The sequence below is a fragment of the Phenylobacterium sp. LjRoot219 genome, assembly GCF_964252995.1.
Lineage (GTDB): Bacteria > Pseudomonadota > Alphaproteobacteria > Caulobacterales > Caulobacteraceae > Phenylobacterium.
Genome location: NZ_CAXUQI020000001.1, coordinates 524,874 through 540,108 on the forward strand (window position 1 = coordinate 524,874; position 15,235 = coordinate 540,108).

General features: G+C 73.2%; 15 protein-coding genes. 9 read left to right on the forward strand and 6 right to left on the reverse strand.

What is annotated here, in order from left to right; genetic code table 11:
- Nucleotides 1-168 precede the first annotated feature (168 nt).
- Nucleotides 169-885 carry a DUF4908 domain-containing protein gene (locus ACSQ14_RS02640; RefSeq protein ID WP_436009441.1) on the forward strand — a complete coding sequence of 239 codons (717 nt, stop codon included), beginning with the start codon at nt 169-171 and terminating at the stop codon, nt 883-885.
- A 130-nt stretch (nt 886-1,015) separates the two neighbouring features.
- On the opposite strand, the gene gloB is transcribed toward ACSQ14_RS02640, so the two are convergent.
- Complete coding sequence (gene gloB / locus ACSQ14_RS02645) at nt 1,016-1,777, reverse strand: hydroxyacylglutathione hydrolase (protein WP_436009443.1); 762 nt, start codon at nt 1,775-1,777, stop codon at nt 1,016-1,018.
- A 102-nt stretch (nt 1,778-1,879) separates the two neighbouring features.
- Here gloB and ACSQ14_RS02650 point away from each other — a divergent pair, with 102 nt between their 5' ends.
- Both ACSQ14_RS02650 and ACSQ14_RS02655 read left to right on the forward strand, forming a co-directional pair.
- Entirely contained in the window at nt 1,880-2,638 is a 759-nt protein-coding gene (locus ACSQ14_RS02650; RefSeq protein ID WP_436009445.1) for a class I SAM-dependent methyltransferase, read from the forward strand.
- 37 nt (nt 2,639-2,675) lie between these two features.
- Nucleotides 2,676-3,020 (forward strand): P-II family nitrogen regulator, encoded by a 345-nt coding sequence (locus tag ACSQ14_RS02655; protein WP_436009447.1) that lies wholly within the window; start codon nt 2,676-2,678, stop codon nt 3,018-3,020.
- Nucleotides 3,021-3,151: 131 nt separating this feature from the next.
- On the opposite strand, the gene ACSQ14_RS02660 is transcribed toward ACSQ14_RS02655, so the two are convergent.
- From ACSQ14_RS02660 to metX, 4 genes are all read right to left on the reverse strand, one after another.
- Nucleotides 3,152-4,870: a TPR end-of-group domain-containing protein gene (locus ACSQ14_RS02660; protein ID WP_436009449.1), complete on the reverse strand. Its 1,719-nt coding sequence runs from the start codon at nt 4,868-4,870 to the stop codon at nt 3,152-3,154.
- A 76-nt stretch (nt 4,871-4,946) separates the two neighbouring features.
- A complete protein-coding gene (locus tag ACSQ14_RS02665) occupies nt 4,947-5,285 on the reverse strand; it encodes a UrcA family protein (protein ID WP_436009451.1) in 339 nt (112 codons plus the stop codon).
- Between the two features lie 127 nt (nt 5,286-5,412).
- Nucleotides 5,413-6,114: a methionine biosynthesis protein MetW gene (gene metW, locus ACSQ14_RS02670; RefSeq protein ID WP_436009453.1), complete on the reverse strand. Its 702-nt coding sequence runs from the start codon at nt 6,112-6,114 to the stop codon at nt 5,413-5,415.
- Nucleotides 6,111-7,292 carry a homoserine O-acetyltransferase MetX gene (gene metX, locus ACSQ14_RS02675; RefSeq protein WP_436009455.1) on the reverse strand — a complete coding sequence of 394 codons (1,182 nt, stop codon included), beginning with the start codon at nt 7,290-7,292 and terminating at the stop codon, nt 6,111-6,113. Before metX ends, metW begins: the two co-directional genes overlap by 4 nt.
- A gap of 87 nt (nt 7,293-7,379) precedes the next feature.
- Here metX and ACSQ14_RS02680 point away from each other — a divergent pair, with 87 nt between their 5' ends.
- The 4 genes from ACSQ14_RS02680 to ACSQ14_RS02695 all read left to right on the forward strand — a co-directional run bounded on the left by ACSQ14_RS02680 (nt 7,380) and on the right by ACSQ14_RS02695 (nt 10,971).
- Nucleotides 7,380-7,877, forward strand: a complete 498-nt coding sequence (locus tag ACSQ14_RS02680; protein ID WP_436009457.1) for a SixA phosphatase family protein — start codon at nt 7,380-7,382, stop codon at nt 7,875-7,877.
- Entirely contained in the window at nt 7,874-8,215 is a 342-nt protein-coding gene (locus ACSQ14_RS02685) for a DUF952 domain-containing protein (RefSeq protein ID WP_436009459.1), read from the forward strand. The genes ACSQ14_RS02680 and ACSQ14_RS02685 overlap by 4 nt, the downstream gene beginning before the upstream one ends.
- Nucleotides 8,216-8,383: 168 nt before the next feature.
- A complete protein-coding gene (locus ACSQ14_RS02690; protein ID WP_436009461.1) occupies nt 8,384-9,430 on the forward strand; it encodes a quinone-dependent dihydroorotate dehydrogenase in 1,047 nt (348 codons plus the stop codon).
- Between the two features lie 50 nt (nt 9,431-9,480).
- The gene (locus ACSQ14_RS02695) at nt 9,481-10,971 is read left to right on the forward strand and encodes a sensor histidine kinase (protein WP_436009463.1); all 1,491 of its coding nucleotides are present in this window, start codon (nt 9,481-9,483) and stop codon (nt 10,969-10,971) included.
- 45 nt (nt 10,972-11,016) lie between these two features.
- Here ACSQ14_RS02695 and ACSQ14_RS02700 read toward each other — a convergent pair whose 3' ends face one another.
- Complete coding sequence (locus ACSQ14_RS02700) at nt 11,017-12,747, reverse strand: gamma-glutamyltransferase family protein (protein ID WP_436009465.1); 1,731 nt, start codon at nt 12,745-12,747, stop codon at nt 11,017-11,019.
- Nucleotides 12,748-12,879: 132 nt separating this feature from the next.
- Here ACSQ14_RS02700 and ACSQ14_RS02705 point away from each other — a divergent pair, with 132 nt between their 5' ends.
- Together ACSQ14_RS02705 and ACSQ14_RS02710 are read left to right on the forward strand one after the other, a co-directional pair.
- Complete coding sequence (locus tag ACSQ14_RS02705; RefSeq protein WP_436009467.1) at nt 12,880-13,860, forward strand: P1 family peptidase; 981 nt, start codon at nt 12,880-12,882, stop codon at nt 13,858-13,860.
- 51 nt (nt 13,861-13,911) lie between these two features.
- On the forward strand, nt 13,912-15,180 hold the full coding sequence (locus ACSQ14_RS02710) for a hypothetical protein (protein ID WP_436009469.1): 1,269 nt from the start codon (nt 13,912-13,914) through the stop codon (nt 15,178-15,180).
- The last annotated feature ends 55 nt before the right edge of the window (nt 15,181-15,235 follow it).

A 15,235-nucleotide genomic window follows, 5' to 3' on the forward strand; every position in this document is an offset into this window, starting at 1 on the left:
CCGAGGAGCGGACGCGAGGGGCCCAGTATGGCGCCTGCACAAGCTTGACCATTGGCGGGGCTCAGTTCATGCCCGGATAGGGGCCGTTCGCACGTCCAAAAAGCGCCCCAGTCGGACGGCATCTAGAACGGAGTCATGACGGGCGACCTACGCGCGAATTGCCGGGCCATGTTCGCAGCGACGGCGCTCGTGTCGGCCTGCGCTGCGCCCGCTTGGGCGGCGCCGGAAAGCCTGCGGCAGGGCCTGTTCGGCGGCGGCGACTCGCGCCAGCTCCCCGCCCCGCCGGTCGCCCGCTACGTATCCGACGGCGGCGCCTTCGTGGTCGACCGCAGCCAGGGGCGGGTGCTGCTGAAGTTCGACGACAGCCCGGAGGTCTGGGCGCTGCAGGCGCAGCCGGCGCCGCGCGGCGACGTCATCTACAAGAACGACCTCGGCGAACCGGTGCTGCGCGCGACCCGGCTGGGCGGCGTCACCATCTTCACCGACCGGCGGCCGGGCGGCTCGGCCGCGGCGCTCACCGGCAATGGCGCGCCGCTGAAGCTGCAGCCGATGGGCCCGCAGGCGCTGCTCGAGCGGCTGGCCCAGGCCAGCGCCCGCTCCAGCAAGGCGGCGCGGCGGCTGATCGCCTTCGACGCCGACGCCACGCCCGCCTCGTCGGCGCTGATCGCCGACGCCGCCCTGGTCGCCAGCGAGGCGATAGTGCGGCTGAGCCGGCGGCCGGACGGGCGTGCGGCGCTGGCCCAGGTCAAGCAGGTGCGGCTCAGCGAAGGCCGCCGTTCCAGCGCGCAACTGGCCAACGGCGTGATGAAGATCACCGTCGCGCCGACCCAAGGGTTGGCCGGCCGGCCGTCGTCGGAACGCATCGTGCTCGCGGCCAGCCCCTAGACCCTGTCCCGCCTGACTTGAGGCAAGGCAGGCGGGATAAACAGGGTCGTCGTCTTGGAGTGAGAGCCCTTCTCATCCACTCGCGTGATCCATCGCGAGTGGGAAGGGCTCTAACGGCTGGCGCCGGGCCTCATCCCTTGAAGACGTCCTTGGCCGCGCGCACCGCGGCGAAGGCCTGATAGTCCGGTTGGCCGGCCGCGCCGATCCGGGCGGCGAGCTTGGGCGCGCGCAGGAACGGATTGGTCGCCTTCTCCAGGCCGATGGTGGTCGGCACCGTGGGCTCGCCGCGTTCGCGCGCGGCGAAGACCTCGGCGGCGCGCGCGGCGACCGTCGGGTCGTCGTCGACCGACAGCGCGAAGCGGGCGTTCGAGGCGGTGTATTCGTGGGCGCAGTAGACGCGGGTGTCGTCCGGCAGGGCGGCGAGGCGCTGCAGGCTGGCCCACATCTGGTCGGGCTGGCCCTCGAACAGCCGGCCGCAGCCCAGGGCGAACAGGGTGTCGCCGACAAAGGCCAGGTGGTCGGCGGCGTCGTAGTAGGCGATGTGGCCCAGCGTGTGGCCGCCGCTCTCGATCACCTCGAAGCGGGTCTCGCCGAGCATCACATGGTCGCCGCCGCGCACCTCGCGGTCCAGCTGGGCGATGCGGGTGACCTCGGCGGGGCCGACCACCTGGGCGCCGGTCGCGGCCTGCACTTCGGCGTTGCCGCCGGCGTGGTCGGGGTGCCAGTGGGTGTTGAGGATCAGCGCCAGCCGCCAGCCGAGCCGTTGCAGCTCCGCCAGGATCGCCCCGGCGTCCGGGGTGTCGATGCAGGCGGCCAGCCCGGTGGCGTCGTCGCGCACCAGGAATCCGTAGTTGTCCTGCAGGCAGGGAAACTGGTGGACGGTGACGGGCATCCCTAAGTTTCTCCGGTGGCGACAGCGCCAGTCCAGCCATTTAGGTTGGCGCTCCGTCACGGTCCAGCGGTGCTGGTCGAGATGCAACAGACACGGGCCTGAATGCGCAGGGACGTCCTCGAGCTACGCCAGTTCTACGCGTCGGACCTCGGCCGCGCCGCGCGCACCATGGTGGCGCGCAAGGTGGCCGAGGCCTGGGGCGACGCCCACGCCCTCGACGTGCTGGGCGTGGGCTATGCGACGCCGTTCCTGGCGGGGCTCGAGCAGGCGCGCCGGGTGATCGCCGCCATGCCGGCGCAGCAGGGCGTCGAGGTCTGGCCGGGCGGACAGCACAATCTGGCGACCCTGGTGGCCGAGGACGCCCTGCCGTTCACCAACGCCCTGTTCGACCGCATCCTGGCGGTGCACGCGATCGAGGAATCGCCCGACCCGGTGGCGCTGCTGCGCGAGATCTGGCGGGTGCTGGCGCCCTCCGGTCGGGTGATCGTCGCCGTCGCCTCGCGCAACGGGCCGTGGGCGAACCTCGAGCGGACCCCCTTCGGCCATGGCCGGCCCTACACCCGCGGCCAGCTCGCCGAGCTGCTGCGCGAGGCCGAGCTCGAGCCGTCCGGCTGGACCCGCGCGCTCTATGTGCCGCCGGTCGCCTGGATGGCGCGCTGGGCCGAGGGCTTCGAACAGGTCGGCTCGCGGCTGGCGCCCGGGGTCTCCGGCCTAGTGCTGATGGAGGCGGTCAAGCAGACCTTCGCGGTCAAGCCGCGGCCGGCGCGGGTGCTGGGGCGGGCGGTCCGGCCGGTGCTGTCGCCGGGCGCGGCGGCGCCCGTCTCGCGCGGCGGTCTTGGAGAGCCCGCGCGAAAGCCGTAGCTTGTCCTTTGCAGGTTTTAGCCGGAGGCGCGCGCCCATGAAGATGATCATCGCGGTGATCAAGCCCAGCCGCTTGGACGCGGTGCTCGACGCCGTCACCGAAGCGGGCGCCTCGGGCCTCACCGTCACCGAGGTGCGCGGCTACGGCCGGCAGCGCGGCAAGACCGAGGTCTACCGGGGGGCGGAGTACGAAATAAAGCTGCTGCCCAAGGTGAAGCTGGAGATCGCCGTGCCGTCGGACATCGCCGACGCGGTGGTCGAGGCCGTGGCGCGCACCGCCAACACCGGCAAGATCGGCGACGGCAAGGTCTTCGTCCTCGACCTCGAACAGGCGCTGCGCATCCGCACCGGCGACCGCGACGCCGCGGCGATCGCGGGGTGAGCGCCAAGATGCTCCCCCTCAGGGGGACCTGTCGCGTAGCGACTGAGGGGGTTGCAAGCCGCTGACACCGGGGGGCTTCAACCCCCTCCGGCCCTTTGGGCCACCTCCCCCTGAGGGGGAGGATCTCGACCTCAGCTCGGAAGCTCCTCCAGCCCCAGCCGCGTCGCCGCCGCCTCGATCATGGCGATAAAGCGCGGGTCCTTGCGGATCGCGTCGAGGTCCGGATCGTGCGCGACGTGCCGCAGCAGGCCGACGGAGCACTCCTTGAAGACCGGCTCCAGCAGCTTCAGCGCCCCGTCGTGGTCGCCGACGAAGGCGCTCAGCCCGCAGGCGAAGTTGTAGAGCATGCGCCCGTTGTCCGGGGCGATCAGCAGGGCGCGGTCGACCAGGGTCCGGGCGCGCTCAACTTCGCCCAGCGCCGCCAGCGCGCTGACCCCGCAGCCGATGCCGCCGAGATTGACGTAGTCCCGGGCCAGCACCTTCTCGGCCCGCGCCCAGATCTTCTGGGCCGTGGCGCGCATGCCGGGGACGTCGCCGAGCGCGTTGTAGCTGGACAGCAGCAACCCGGCTTCGGCGGCCCAGATCTCGCTGGCGTTGGTCGAATACTCGAGGTGGGGGACCGACTTGGCGAACTCCCGCTGGACGTAGTGGAAGCGGCCGGTGACCGCGTGCACGAGGGCGGAGTCCGGATCGAGCCGCAGCGCGATGTCGAGTTCGGCGCAGGCCTCGTCCATGCGCCCGTCCTGCAGCAGGTAGCGCGCGCTGATCGCATGCGGCTCGGCCTGGTCGGGATCCAGCGCCAGCGCCCGCTCGATCGCCGCCCGGCCGCCGTCGCCGGGCGCCGACAGGTGGCAGAGCAGGGCGGTCTGCGAGACCGCCATCAGCGACCAGGCCTGGGCGAATTCGGGGTCCAGGTCGACGGCGCGGCGGCAGAGCCGCTCGATCACCTCGAGCTGCCGCAGTTCGCCGGAATCGATGCCGCCACCCTCGTAGTAGCGGCGCGCCATCAGGTAGAGCTCATAGGCGTCGGGATTGTGCGTCCGGCGCTGCACGATGGCCTGCCGCTCCTCGGGCAGCAGCCGTAGGCGCAGGGCCTCGACGATCGCCCCGGTCAGCTCGTCCTGCAGGGCGAAGACGTCGGAGCTCGCCCGATCGTAGCGCTCGGCCCACAGGTGGGTGCCGGAGGCGCCGTCGACCAGCTGGGCGGTGACCCGCACCCGGCCGCCGGCCTTGCGCACGCTGCCCTCCAGCACGTGGGTGACGCCCAGCCGCTCGGCGAGCTCGGGCACCGGGGTGGCGACCTCGCGCAGCGAGAAGGAGGTGGTCCGCGCCAGCACCGAAAGGGCCGAGACCTTGCTCAGGTCGGTGATGACGTCCTCGGTCATCCCATCGCTGAAGTAGGTCTGCTGCGGGTCGTCGCTCATGTTGAGGAACGGCAGCACGACGACCGACGGCTGGCGCGCCGTCGCCGGCGTCTCGGCCGTCAGGCTGGCCGCCGGCGCGTCGGCCAGCAGCCGGTAGCCGACCTTGGTCACGGTCTCCAGGCGCAGGCCCGCGAAGCGCTGGGTCAGGCGCCGGATCCGGCCGAGGACGCGCTCGATCGCGTCCTCGCCGACGATCGCGCCGTTCCAGCAGGACTGCAGCAGCTCATCGCGCGAGACCACGCCGCCCTGGGCCCGCACGAGGGCGACCAGCACCTGCATGACCCGCGGCTCGAGCAGCTCCTCGTGGCCGGCGGCGTCGACGATACGGCGCAGCCGCGGCTCCAGCCGCAGCTCGCCGATGGCCAGCGGGGGCTCGCTCGCTAGGTCGATGCGGCGAGCCTCCAGGATTTCGTGCGACGCGCCCATGACGGCTAAGGCTCCGGGGGGAGGGCCCCCAGGATAGCGCCGTTGGCGGGCTGCGCGAAGCCGCCCGCGCACGGGATCAGTTTGCGGCCGCAAGCGTCGTCGCCCGCAGCGGCGTGCCGTTGAGCGCGGCCAGCGCCGGGCTGGATGAGGTGGCCACGGTGGCGTTGACCGCTTCGCGGACGCAAGAGTCGATCATCGCCTGCCGGGCCAGTTGCCGGCTGTCGGTCTCGCCGCAGATCGTGTGGGCGGCCCGGCGGATGCGGTTCAGCGCCACTTGGGCGTCGGCGTCGCTCTGCAGGTCGAGGTCGGCGACCTGGACGGCGATCGTCACGCGTTCTGGCGCGGGTTCAGCGGAGGCGGCGCCCACGGCCAGGGTGGTGGCGGCGAGCAGCGCGGGGAGGAGGCTGCGGAGCATGGCTGGGTTCCTTGTTGGGTTCGACGCCTCAGCGCCATGCCCGCAAGAAAACCCCTTCGCCGGCCGCGCCGGCAGGACCCGGCGCCGATGATTGGCCGATCTTCAGCCGATGGCGGTCGGTCGGGTCTTACGCCTTCGCCTTGCGCCGCTTCGGCTCGGTCTCGACCGGCGTCGGCGCGGTCCCGAACAGGTCGACCGGCGCCGGCGCGCGCGCCGGGGTGCTGCGGCGGCTGAGCAGGAACAGCGCGGTCTCCGAGCGCCAGTTCTCGATCGGCTTGTGCGGATCGATCGGGCGCGCCGACTTGCCGTTCGACAGCGCCGAGCAGGCGTCGATCCGCAGGTCGAGCTCGCGGCACAGCTCGACGAAGTCGCGAAGCGTGCACAGGTGGATGTTCGGCGTCGACCACCAGGGATCCGGCAGCGAGCGGGTCTCCGGCATGCGGCCGGTGGCGAGCAGCGCCCAGCGCACCCGCCAGTGGCCGAAGTTCGGCACCGACACCACGGCCTGGTCGGCGATCCGCAGCAGCTCCGACAGCACGTGGGCCGGTTCGCGCATCTGCTGCAGCGTCTTCGACAGCACGGCGTAGTCGAACGCCTGGGTCGGGAAGTAGTCGAGGTCGCGGTCGCCGTCGCCCTGCACCACCGCCAGTCCCTTGGCGAGGCAGGTCGAGACGCCTTCCTGGCTGATCTCCAGCCCCTGGCCGTCGACCTGCTTTTCGCGGGTCAGCAGCTCGAGCAGTTCGCCCTCGCCGCAGCCGACGTCGAGCACCCGCGCGCCCGGGCGCACGAGCCGGAGGATCTCGCAGAAGTCTTCGCGCAAGGCGGTCATCCCAATGGTGCGGCCGGTATTGGGGCCAGTCCCCGCGCCTGCGACTGGGCCGAGAGGAAGCCGCGCAGGGTGGCGTCCAGTTGCGGCTCGTCGAGCAGGAAGGCGTCGTGGCCCTTGTCGCTGGTGATCTCGGCGAAGCTCGCCCGGCAGCCGGCGGCGTTGAGCGCGCGCACCACGTCGCGGCTTTCCGAGGTCGGATAGAGCCAGTCGGAGGAGAAGGAGAGCACGCAGAACTTCACCGGGCGGGCGGCGCGGAAGGCTTCCGTCAGCACGCCGCCGTGCTTGGCCGCCAGGTCGAAGTAGTCCATCGCGCGGGTGATGTAGAGGTAGGAGTTGGCGTCGAAGCGGTCGACGAAGCTGGCCCCCTGGTGGCGCAGGTAGCTCTCCACCTGGAAGTCGGCGTCGAAGCCCCAGGACAGCCCGTCGCGCTGCAGCTCGCGGCCGAATTTCCGCTGCAGGGCGGCTTCCGACAGATAGGTGATGTGCGCGGCCATCCGCGCCACGGCCAGGCCCTTCTCCGGCCGCATGCTGGCCTGCTCGTAGGCGCCGCCGCGCCAGTCGGGGTCGGCCATGATCGCCTGCCGGCCGACCTCGTGGAAGGCGATGTTCTGCGCCGAATGGCGCGGCGCCGAGGCGATGCAGATCGCCGAGAACAGCTTCTCCGGATAGTCCGCCGCCCACTGCAGCACCTGCATGCCGCCCATCGAGCCGCCGACCACGGCGAACAGGGTCTCGATGCCCAGCGCCTCGATCAGCATCGCCTGGGCCCGCACCATGTCGCCGATGGTGATCACCGGGAACGCCAGGCCGTACGGCTGGCCGGTCTTCGGGTCGGTCGAGGCCGGCCCGGTCGAGCCCATGCAGCCGCCGATGACGTTCGAGCAGATGATGAAGTAGCGCTCCGGGTCGAGCGGCTTGCCGGGACCGACCACGCGGCCCCACCAGCCGGGCTTGCCGGTGGTCGGATGCACCGACGCCACGTGCTGGTCGCCGGTCAGCGCATGGCACACCAGGACCGCGTTCGAGCGGTCGGCGTTCAGCGTGCCGTAGGTGTTGTAGGCGATCTCCAGCGGCGCCAGGCGCGCCCCGGAATCCAGGCGCAGGGGCTTGCTCGCCGGGAACCTCATCGTCCCGCCGTGGATCCCCGGGCCGGCGGTCGCTGCGGCGGTCTCGGTCATGAAGGCCTTGGACCGCCAAGCCCTTTCAGTGTCAATGGCTTCGCAGGCGCTGTTTCGCCCGCTAAGAGGCGCGCGAAAGGGGCGACGATGAACCGGCTCATCCTGTTGCGGCACGCCAAGGCGGAAACCGAAGCCGCCAGCGGCGACGATTTCGACCGTCCGCTGGCGCCGCGCGGGCGGCGCGAGGCCAAGGCCATGGGCGCGCGACTGGCGGCGCTCGGCTTCAAGGCCGACATGGCGCTGGTCTCGCCGGCGCTGCGCACCCGCGAGACCTTCGAGATCGCCGCCGAATCGCTGGCCGCCGGCGAGGTGCGCTTCGACCCGGCGCTCTACAACGCCGAGGCCAAGACCATCCGCCGGCTGGCCGAGATCGCCGGGACCGGCGGCGGCACGGTGCTGGTGGTGGCGCACAATCCCGGCCTGCAGGAGCTGACCGTCAGCCTGATGCGCGACGGCGCGGCGCCGGCGTCGTTCCTGGCGCGCGCGCTGCGCGATTTCCCGCCGGCGGCGGTCGCGGTGTTCGACATCGACGCGGCCGGTCGGGCGATCGCCGACGGGCTGTTCTATCCGGAGCGCGAGGCGTGAGCCGCATCTACAAGATCCTGCCGCGCGGCGAATGGGCGACGGCTCAGGCGGCCGGCCGCTTCGCCGGCTCGGCGGTCGACCTGCAGGACGGCTACATCCACTTCTCCACGGCCGAACAGGCCCAGGAGACCGCGCGTCGCCACTTCCACGGTCAGGCCGAACTGGTGGTGCTGGCGATCGAGGCCGACGACCTGGGCGCGGCGCTGCGCTGGGAGCCGTCGCGCGGCGGGGCGCTGTTCCCGCACCTCTACGGACCGCTCGACGTGACGCAGGTCCGCGCCGTCACCGCAGCCCCGCTCGGCGAGGACGGCGTTCCGCAACTCGGGTCGCTGGCGTGATCATGCGCCGAACGCCCCCTCAGTCGGCTTCGCCGACAGCTCCCCCGCGTTGCGGTGGAGCATCTGGGCCTAGATCCTCCACCGCGCAGCGGGGGAGGTGGATCGCGCCACAGGCGCGAGACGGAGGGGGCGCTTCGGCCCTCCGCATTAGTTTCTGAGGATTTCAGCATGACTGCGCTTCACGGCCTGGCCACCCGGGCGCTGCACGCCTTCGATCCGGAAGACGCCCATGGCCTGGCGATCCGCGCGCTGCAGGCGGGGCTTGGCCCGCGGGGCGGCCGCGACGCGCCGATCCTGGCGACCGAGGTCGCGGGGCTTTCGTTGCCCAACCCGATCGGCCTGGCGCCCGGGTTCGACAAGAACGCCCAGGTGTTCGCCCCGATGCTGAAGGCCGGCTTCGGCTTCGTCGAATGCGGCACCGTCACGCCCAAGCCGCAGGCCGGCAATCCGCGGCCGCGGCTGTTCCGGCTGACCGAGGACCAGGCGGTGATCAACCGCATGGGCTTCAACAACGAGGGGCTCGAGGCCTTCGCGGCCCGCCTGGCGGTCCGCGGTCCGGGCGTGGTCGGGGCCAACATCGGGGCCAACAAGGACTCCGATGACCGGGTCGGCGACTATGTCGAGGGCCTGAAGCGGCTGTGGGGCCTGGCCTCCTACTTCACCATCAACATCTCCTCGCCGAACACGCCGGGCCTGCGCGCCCTGCAGACCAAGGCGGCGCTGCAGGAACTGCTTGGCCGGCTCGCCGAGACGCGCGACGCGCTGCCGGCGCAGGGCCGGGTCGCGATGTTCCTCAAGGTCGCCCCGGACCTGGAAGAGGGCGAGGTCGAGGCGATCGTCGAGACGGTCATGGCCAACGGCCTCGCCGGGATCATCGTCTCCAACACCACCATCAGCCGCCCGGCGCTGAAGTCAGGCTTCCGCGAGGAGGCCGGCGGACTGTCCGGCGCGCCGCTGAAGACGCTGTCGACGCAGAAGCTCGGCGAGTTCGCCCAGGCCGCCGCCGGGCGGCTGGTGCTGATCGGCGCCGGCGGCGTGGCCAGCGGCGCGGACGCCTACGCCAAGATCCGCGCCGGCGCCGCGGCGGTGCAGCTCTACTCCGCCCTGGTCTACGAAGGCCCCGGCCTGGTCACGCGGATCAAGCGCGAACTGGCCGAATGTCTGCGCCGCGACGGCTTCGCCAGCGTGCAGGAAGCGGTCGGCGTTCGCAGCTAGACACGCACGCTGCGTTGCCGAACCGGCCCGGGTGATTTACGGACTAGGGTATGGCGGATGCGCCCACGACGGAGAAGCTGCCGAAGCCGTCCCCCCGCCGCTACTTCTGGCCCGGCGGACTCTCCGCCCGTTTGCTGGTGCTTACGGTGCTGTTCGTCGCCCTGGGCGGCGCGCTGACGCTGCCGCCGTCGCTGGCCTCCTATGAACAACAGTGGCTGCTGGACCGGGTGCGCGCCGCCGAGCTCGCCTCCCTGGCGCCCGAGGTCGCGCCGGACCGCGTGGTCAGCGAGCAGCTGAAGGCCCAGTTCCTCAACGGCGCCGGCGTCGACATCGTCGCGGTCTCGGTCGACGGCGCGCGCTCGCTGGTGTTCGCCCAGCCGCGGCCGGGCGCGACGGAAGCGCCCTATCTGGTCGATCTGCGCGACCGTGGACCGGGCCTGGGCTGGCTGGCGCCGTTCCGCACCCTGTTCGGGCCGGACGGCCGGCGGGTGCGGGTGGTGGCCGAGCCGCGGATCCGCAAGGCCGACTTCGTCGAGTTCGTCGCCTCCGACGCCGAGCTGAAGCGGGCGCTGGCCAACTATCTGCGCCGTCAGATCCTGATCACCGCCTTCGTCTCCACCATCACCGGCGTCCTGGTCTACCTGGCGCTGAACCTGTTCCTGGTGCGGCCGATGCAGCGCATCACCCGGGCGATGGAGCGGTTCCGCACCGAGCCGGAGGATCCGGAGGCGCGCATCGAGCTGTCCGGCCGCCGCGACGAGATCGGCCGCGCCGAGGTCGAGCTGTCGCGCATGCAGGCCGATCTGCGCGCGGCGCTGCATTCCCGGGCCCGACTGGCGGCGCTGGGCGAGGCGGTGGCCAAGATCAACCACGACCTGCGCAACATGCTGACCAGCGCGCAGATCGCCTCGGAGCGGTTGGCGGCGCTCAAGGACCCGAAGGTCAGCCAGGCTTTGCCGCGGCTCGAGCGGGCGCTCGACCGGGCGGTGCGGCTGGCCTCCGACGTGCTGGCCTACGGCAAGACCCAGGAGCCGGCGCCGGAGTCCCGCGTGCTGCCGCTGCGCCCGGCGGTGGACGTGGCGGCCGAGGAGGCGCGGCTGTCCGACGAGGCCGTCCGGCTGGTCAACGACGTGGCCGACGGCGATCAGGTCAGCGCCGACCCTGACCAGCTGCACCGCATTCTGGTGAACCTGATGCGTAACGCGCGCGAGGCGATCGAGCATCAGGACGGCCGCACCGCCCCCGGGGTGATCCGCGTCTCGCTGGCCCAGGCCGACGGAGTCAGCCAGGTGCGCGTCGCCGACAACGGCCCCGGCGTGCCGGACCGTGCGCGCGAGCGGCTGTTCCAGGCCTTCGCCGGTTCCGGCCGGCCGGAAGGCGCCGGCCTCGGCCTGGCGATCGCCCGCGAGTTGGCGCAAGCGCATGGCGGCGACCTGGCGCTGGCCGAGACCAGCCCCTCCGGCTCGGTGTTCGAGCTCCGCCTCCCCGGCGCCCCGCCGCGCGCGCCGCTCAAGGCCCCGCGGGCGCGCAGTTCGGCGTAGCGGCGGGCTAGATGCTCCTCCTGAGGGGGAGGATCTGAGCTTGCGCTAGAACCCCCGCGCCACGCCTTCGCGGCGGGGATCGGCGCCGCCGCGCAGGCCGCCCGGGACCACTTCGACGCCGTGCAGGCCGGAGCCCTCGGCCCCCGATCCGGTCGTCAGCTGCACCCCGCGCGCGGCGAGGCCGGCGACGACGCCCGGCGCGAACTTGCCGATCTCGGCGTCGTAGACCTGGCCCCGGGCGATCAGGTTCGGCAGGTCGATCGCGGCCTGCATCGGCAGCCGCCAGGCCAGCACGCCGACCAGGGCCTTCAGATTGTAGGCGATGATCCCCGGGCCGCCCGGCGAGCCGACCGCGGCGACGAAGCGGCCGTCGCGGTCGAGCACGATCGCCGGGCTCATCGCCGAGCGCGGCCGCTTGCCGGGCGCGACCGCATTGGCCGCCGGCAGACCGTCGGCGGTGGTCGGCGCGAACGAGAAGTCGGTCATCTGATTGTTGAGGAAGAAGCCGCCGACCATCCGGCCGGAGCCGAACATGCTCTCCACCGTGGTGGTCATCGAGACCACGTTCCCGGCGGCATCGACGATCACGAAATGGCTGGTGCCGGCGGGCTCGCGAGTGCGGTCGGGCGCGCGGGCGGCGGCGCCGGGCGGGGTCCCCGGCGCGGGCGCCGGACCGGCGATCGGCCCGATCAGCGCCGCACGGGCGTCGAGGTAGCCGGCGCTGAGCATGCCTTCGACCGGCACCTCGACGAAGGCCGGATCGCCGATGTAGCGGTCGCGGTCGGCGTAGGCCAGGCGGCTGGCCTGGGAGAACAGATACCAGGCCTGCGGGTCGGCCGGCCCGCGCGCGGCGATGTCGGTGCGTTCGAGCAGGCCCAGCGTCTGCAGCACCGCCGGTCCGCCCGAGGGGGCCGGGGGCAGGCATACCAGGTAGATCCGGTAGGGCCGGCAGAGCGCCGGCCCTACCTTGGGCTGGTAGCGCTTGAGGTCCGCCACGGTCAGCGCGCCGGGCAGTTCGCCCTCATGGACCCTGGCGACGATGGCCTCGGCGAGCGGGCCCTCCAGCAGGCCCTTGGGGCCCAGCGCGGCGATGGTCCGCAGGCTCGCGGCGTAGGCCGGGTTGGTCAGCACGTCGCCGGCCTGGATGCGGGTCCCGTCCGGCTTGGTGAAGTAGCGCGCGGCGTCCGGCGCGGCGGCTTGCGGGGCGGCGGAATTGGCCGCCGCGGCGAACCGGCGGGGGACCACGAAGCCCTGTTCGGCCAGCCGCTCGGCGTCGCCGAACAGCTCCGACCAGGCAAGCTTGCCGTGCTGGGCCTGGGCCAGCGCCAGCATGGCGACGGCGCCGGGCGCGCCGGTCGAGCGGCCGCTCAGCACCGCGCGGGCGAAGGACAGGGGCTTGCCGTCGGGCCCGAGGAACATGTCCGGGGTCGCGCCCGCCGGCGCGGTCTCGCGCCCGTCGTAGGCGGTCACCGCGCGGGTGCGGGCGTCGTAGTGGACCATGAAGGCGCCGCCGCCGATCCCGGAGCTCTGCGGCTCGACCAGCCCGAGCACCGCCTGCACCGCCACCGCCGCGTCGATCGCCGAGCCGCCGCGGCGCAGCACCGCCAGGCCGGCGTCGACCGCCATCGGATTGGCCGCGGCGACCATCGCCCGCGGCGCGACGTCAGCAGCCGGCGATGGCGCGGCCGGAACGGCGGGCCGCGGCGCCGGCGTGGTGCTGCAGGCGACGGCCGTGGCGGCCAGCGCCACGGCCAGCAGGCGGGAGGTCAGGGACAAGGCGAGGGCTCCGAGCTTGGCCGCACCATAGCCGCGCGCCGGTGGACAACAACCGCGCGCGGCGCCACCCCTAGGGTCATGCCCGCCGATGCCGCACGCGCCCGCCCAGGGCCCCGCAATCTGATCACCGACGTGCCAGGCCTGAAGGTCGGCCAGGCCGAGGACCCGGCCGTCCGCAGCGGCGTCACCGTGGTGCTGCCCGACGAGCGCGCGGTCTGCGCCGCCGACGTGCGCGGCGGCGGTCCGGGCACCCGCGAGACCGACGCCCTGGCGGCGGAGAACCTGGTCGAGGCGGTGGACGCCGTCGTGCTGTCCGGCGGCTCGGTCTACGGGCTGGCGGCGGCCGACGGGGTCGCGGCCTGGCTGGGCGCGCGCGGCCGCGGCTTCGTGGTCTCGGCCGATCCGGCGGTTCCGCCCTCGCCGGTGGTGCCGTCGGCCATCCTGTTCGATCTGGCCAACGGCGGCGACAAGCGCTGGGGCGAGGCGCCGCCCTATCGCGAGCTCGGCCGCGCCGCGGTCGCCGCCGCGGACGCGGCGTTCCAGTTGGGCACCGCGGGCGCCGGCTACGGGCCGATGGCCGGCGCGCTGAAGGGCGGAACCGGCTCGGCCTCGGTGGTCACCGCCGACGGCTACACCGTGGGGGCGATCGTCGCGGTCAATTCCTGGGGCTCGGTGGTGGCCCCGGGCGGCCGCAGCTTCTGGGCCGCGCCGTTCGAGATCGACGGCGAGTTCGGCGGCCTGGGCTCGGCGGGGCTGGCCGCGGCGCCGGACGACTGGGGGCTGGCCAAGGCCGCCGCCGACCTGCGCAACACCACCATCGCCGTCGTCGCGACCGACGCGGCGCTGACCCCGGCCCAGGCCCGGCGGCTGGCGGTGATGGCGCAGAACGGCTTGTCCCGCGCCATCCGGCCGGTGCACGCCCCGTTCGACGGCGACGTGGTGTTCGCCCTCTCCACCGCCCGCAAGCCGCTGGCGGAGCCCGCCCCCTACACCCTGGCCCGGCTGGGCGCGCTGGCCGCGGACTGCCTGGCCCGGGCGGTGGCGCGCGGGGTCTATGCGGCGACGCCCTGGCCGGGATCCGACGCGCGCTGCTGGACCGATGTAATAGTCTAGCTTGAAGACCGCTGTTACGCTGGCCGCCTGCGATATTGCTGGGAGGCTCGCATGGCTTGGTCACGTCCGATTGCAATCGCCGCCGTTGCGGCCGTGGCGGGGTCCGCCGCCGCCCAGTCGGCGCAGAAGGTGACCGGCCCCGTCGCCACCTACTGGATGAGCGCCCAGACCCAGTCCGGCTTCGGCATGATGGGGGCCGGCGGCGGCCAGCCCGATCGCGGGGCGATGATGCGGATGATGATGGGCGGCGGGCAGGGCCCGCAGCACGCGCTCATTCTCCAGCTCGGCTCGTCGCAGAAGCCGCAGGGCGCGGCCGAGGCCGACCACCTGCCGCCGGCCGGCCTGCGCGCCGGCGCGAAGCTGCCGCTGGTCACCCCGGTCAACCAGCCGGCCCAGCCGGTCGACGACACCCCAAGCCTGCCGCGCGAGTACCAGAAGCCGCGCGGGCGGATGCTGATCTTCTGGGGCTGCGGCGAGCGCGCCCGGCCGAACCAGCCGGTGGTGATCGACTTCGCCAAGGTCGCCGCCGGGCAGATGCCGGCCGGCTTCCAGGCGGCGACCCGCGGCCTCGGCGGCGCGCCGATGCAGCCGCCGTCGCCGGGCCGCAACGCCACCTATGGCGAATGGCCCAATCCAGAGACCCGCGCCGCCGTGCCGGGCAATGGCTCGCTGGTCGGCGAGCACACGGTGCAGGGCAGCTACAGCCCGCCGATCCGCTTCAGCCTGGCGCAGGACCAGGACTTCCTGAGCCCGCTCAACCTGGTCACCAACGCGCCCACCGGCGGCGGCGCGGTGCAGCTGGGCTGGAACGCCGTGCCCAACGCCACCGGCTATTTCGCCACCGTCATCGGCGGGGCGGAGGAGACCGTCGTGCTGTGGACCTCTGCCGAGGTGCAGGCCTCGGCCTTCGCCGCGCCGGACTACCTGCCGCCGGCCGAGGCCGCCAAGCTGGTCGCCTCCAAGGCGCTGCTCAGCCCGCAGACCACCACCTGCGCGGTGCCGAAGGAGGTGGTCGACGCCGCGCCGCACGCGCTGGTGCAGCTGGTCGCCTACGGGCCGGAGGCGAACTTCATCCATCCGCCGCGGCCCAGCGACCCGAAGGTCGCCTGGAACAAGGAATGGCAGGTGAAGGTGCGCTACCGCTCGGCCACGGGGGGCATGCTCGGCATGGCCGCGCCGAACATGGCCACGGCGGCGGACGACGGCGCGCCGCCGGAAGCCGGGCAGCAGCCGAAGCAGGACAAGGGCCGCAAGGCGATCATGCGCGGTCTCGGCGGCGCGCTGGGCGGGGCGCTGGGCGTGCCGACGCCGGGCTTCTGAGCCGGGCGCTTCCGATGCGCGGCGGTTACCGCTAGGACCGCTGCGCGGAGGGCCG

Bases quoted from the DNA above. Each gene is read 5' to 3' on its own strand.
- ACSQ14_RS02640 (WP_436009441.1), top strand. From the start codon at position 169: ATGTTCGCAGCGACGGCGCTCGTGTCGGCCTGCGCTGCGCCCGCTTGG.
- gloB (WP_436009443.1), bottom strand. From the start codon at position 1,777: ATGCCCGTCACCGTCCACCAGTTTCCCTGCCTGCAGGACAACTACGGA.
- ACSQ14_RS02650 (WP_436009445.1), top strand. From the start codon at position 1,880: ATGCGCAGGGACGTCCTCGAGCTACGCCAGTTCTACGCGTCGGACCTC.
- ACSQ14_RS02655 (WP_436009447.1), top strand. From the start codon at position 2,676: ATGAAGATGATCATCGCGGTGATCAAGCCCAGCCGCTTGGACGCGGTG.
- ACSQ14_RS02660 (WP_436009449.1), bottom strand. From the start codon at position 4,870: ATGGGCGCGTCGCACGAAATCCTGGAGGCTCGCCGCATCGACCTAGCG.
- ACSQ14_RS02665 (WP_436009451.1), bottom strand. From the start codon at position 5,285: ATGCTCCGCAGCCTCCTCCCCGCGCTGCTCGCCGCCACCACCCTGGCC.
- metW (WP_436009453.1), bottom strand. From the start codon at position 6,114: ATGACCGCCTTGCGCGAAGACTTCTGCGAGATCCTCCGGCTCGTGCGC.
- metX (WP_436009455.1), bottom strand. From the start codon at position 7,292: ATGACCGAGACCGCCGCAGCGACCGCCGGCCCGGGGATCCACGGCGGG.
- ACSQ14_RS02680 (WP_436009457.1), top strand. From the start codon at position 7,380: ATGAACCGGCTCATCCTGTTGCGGCACGCCAAGGCGGAAACCGAAGCC.
- ACSQ14_RS02690 (WP_436009461.1), top strand. From the start codon at position 8,384: ATGACTGCGCTTCACGGCCTGGCCACCCGGGCGCTGCACGCCTTCGAT.
- ACSQ14_RS02695 (WP_436009463.1), top strand. From the start codon at position 9,481: ATGGCGGATGCGCCCACGACGGAGAAGCTGCCGAAGCCGTCCCCCCGC.
- ACSQ14_RS02710 (WP_436009469.1), top strand. From the start codon at position 13,912: ATGGCTTGGTCACGTCCGATTGCAATCGCCGCCGTTGCGGCCGTGGCG.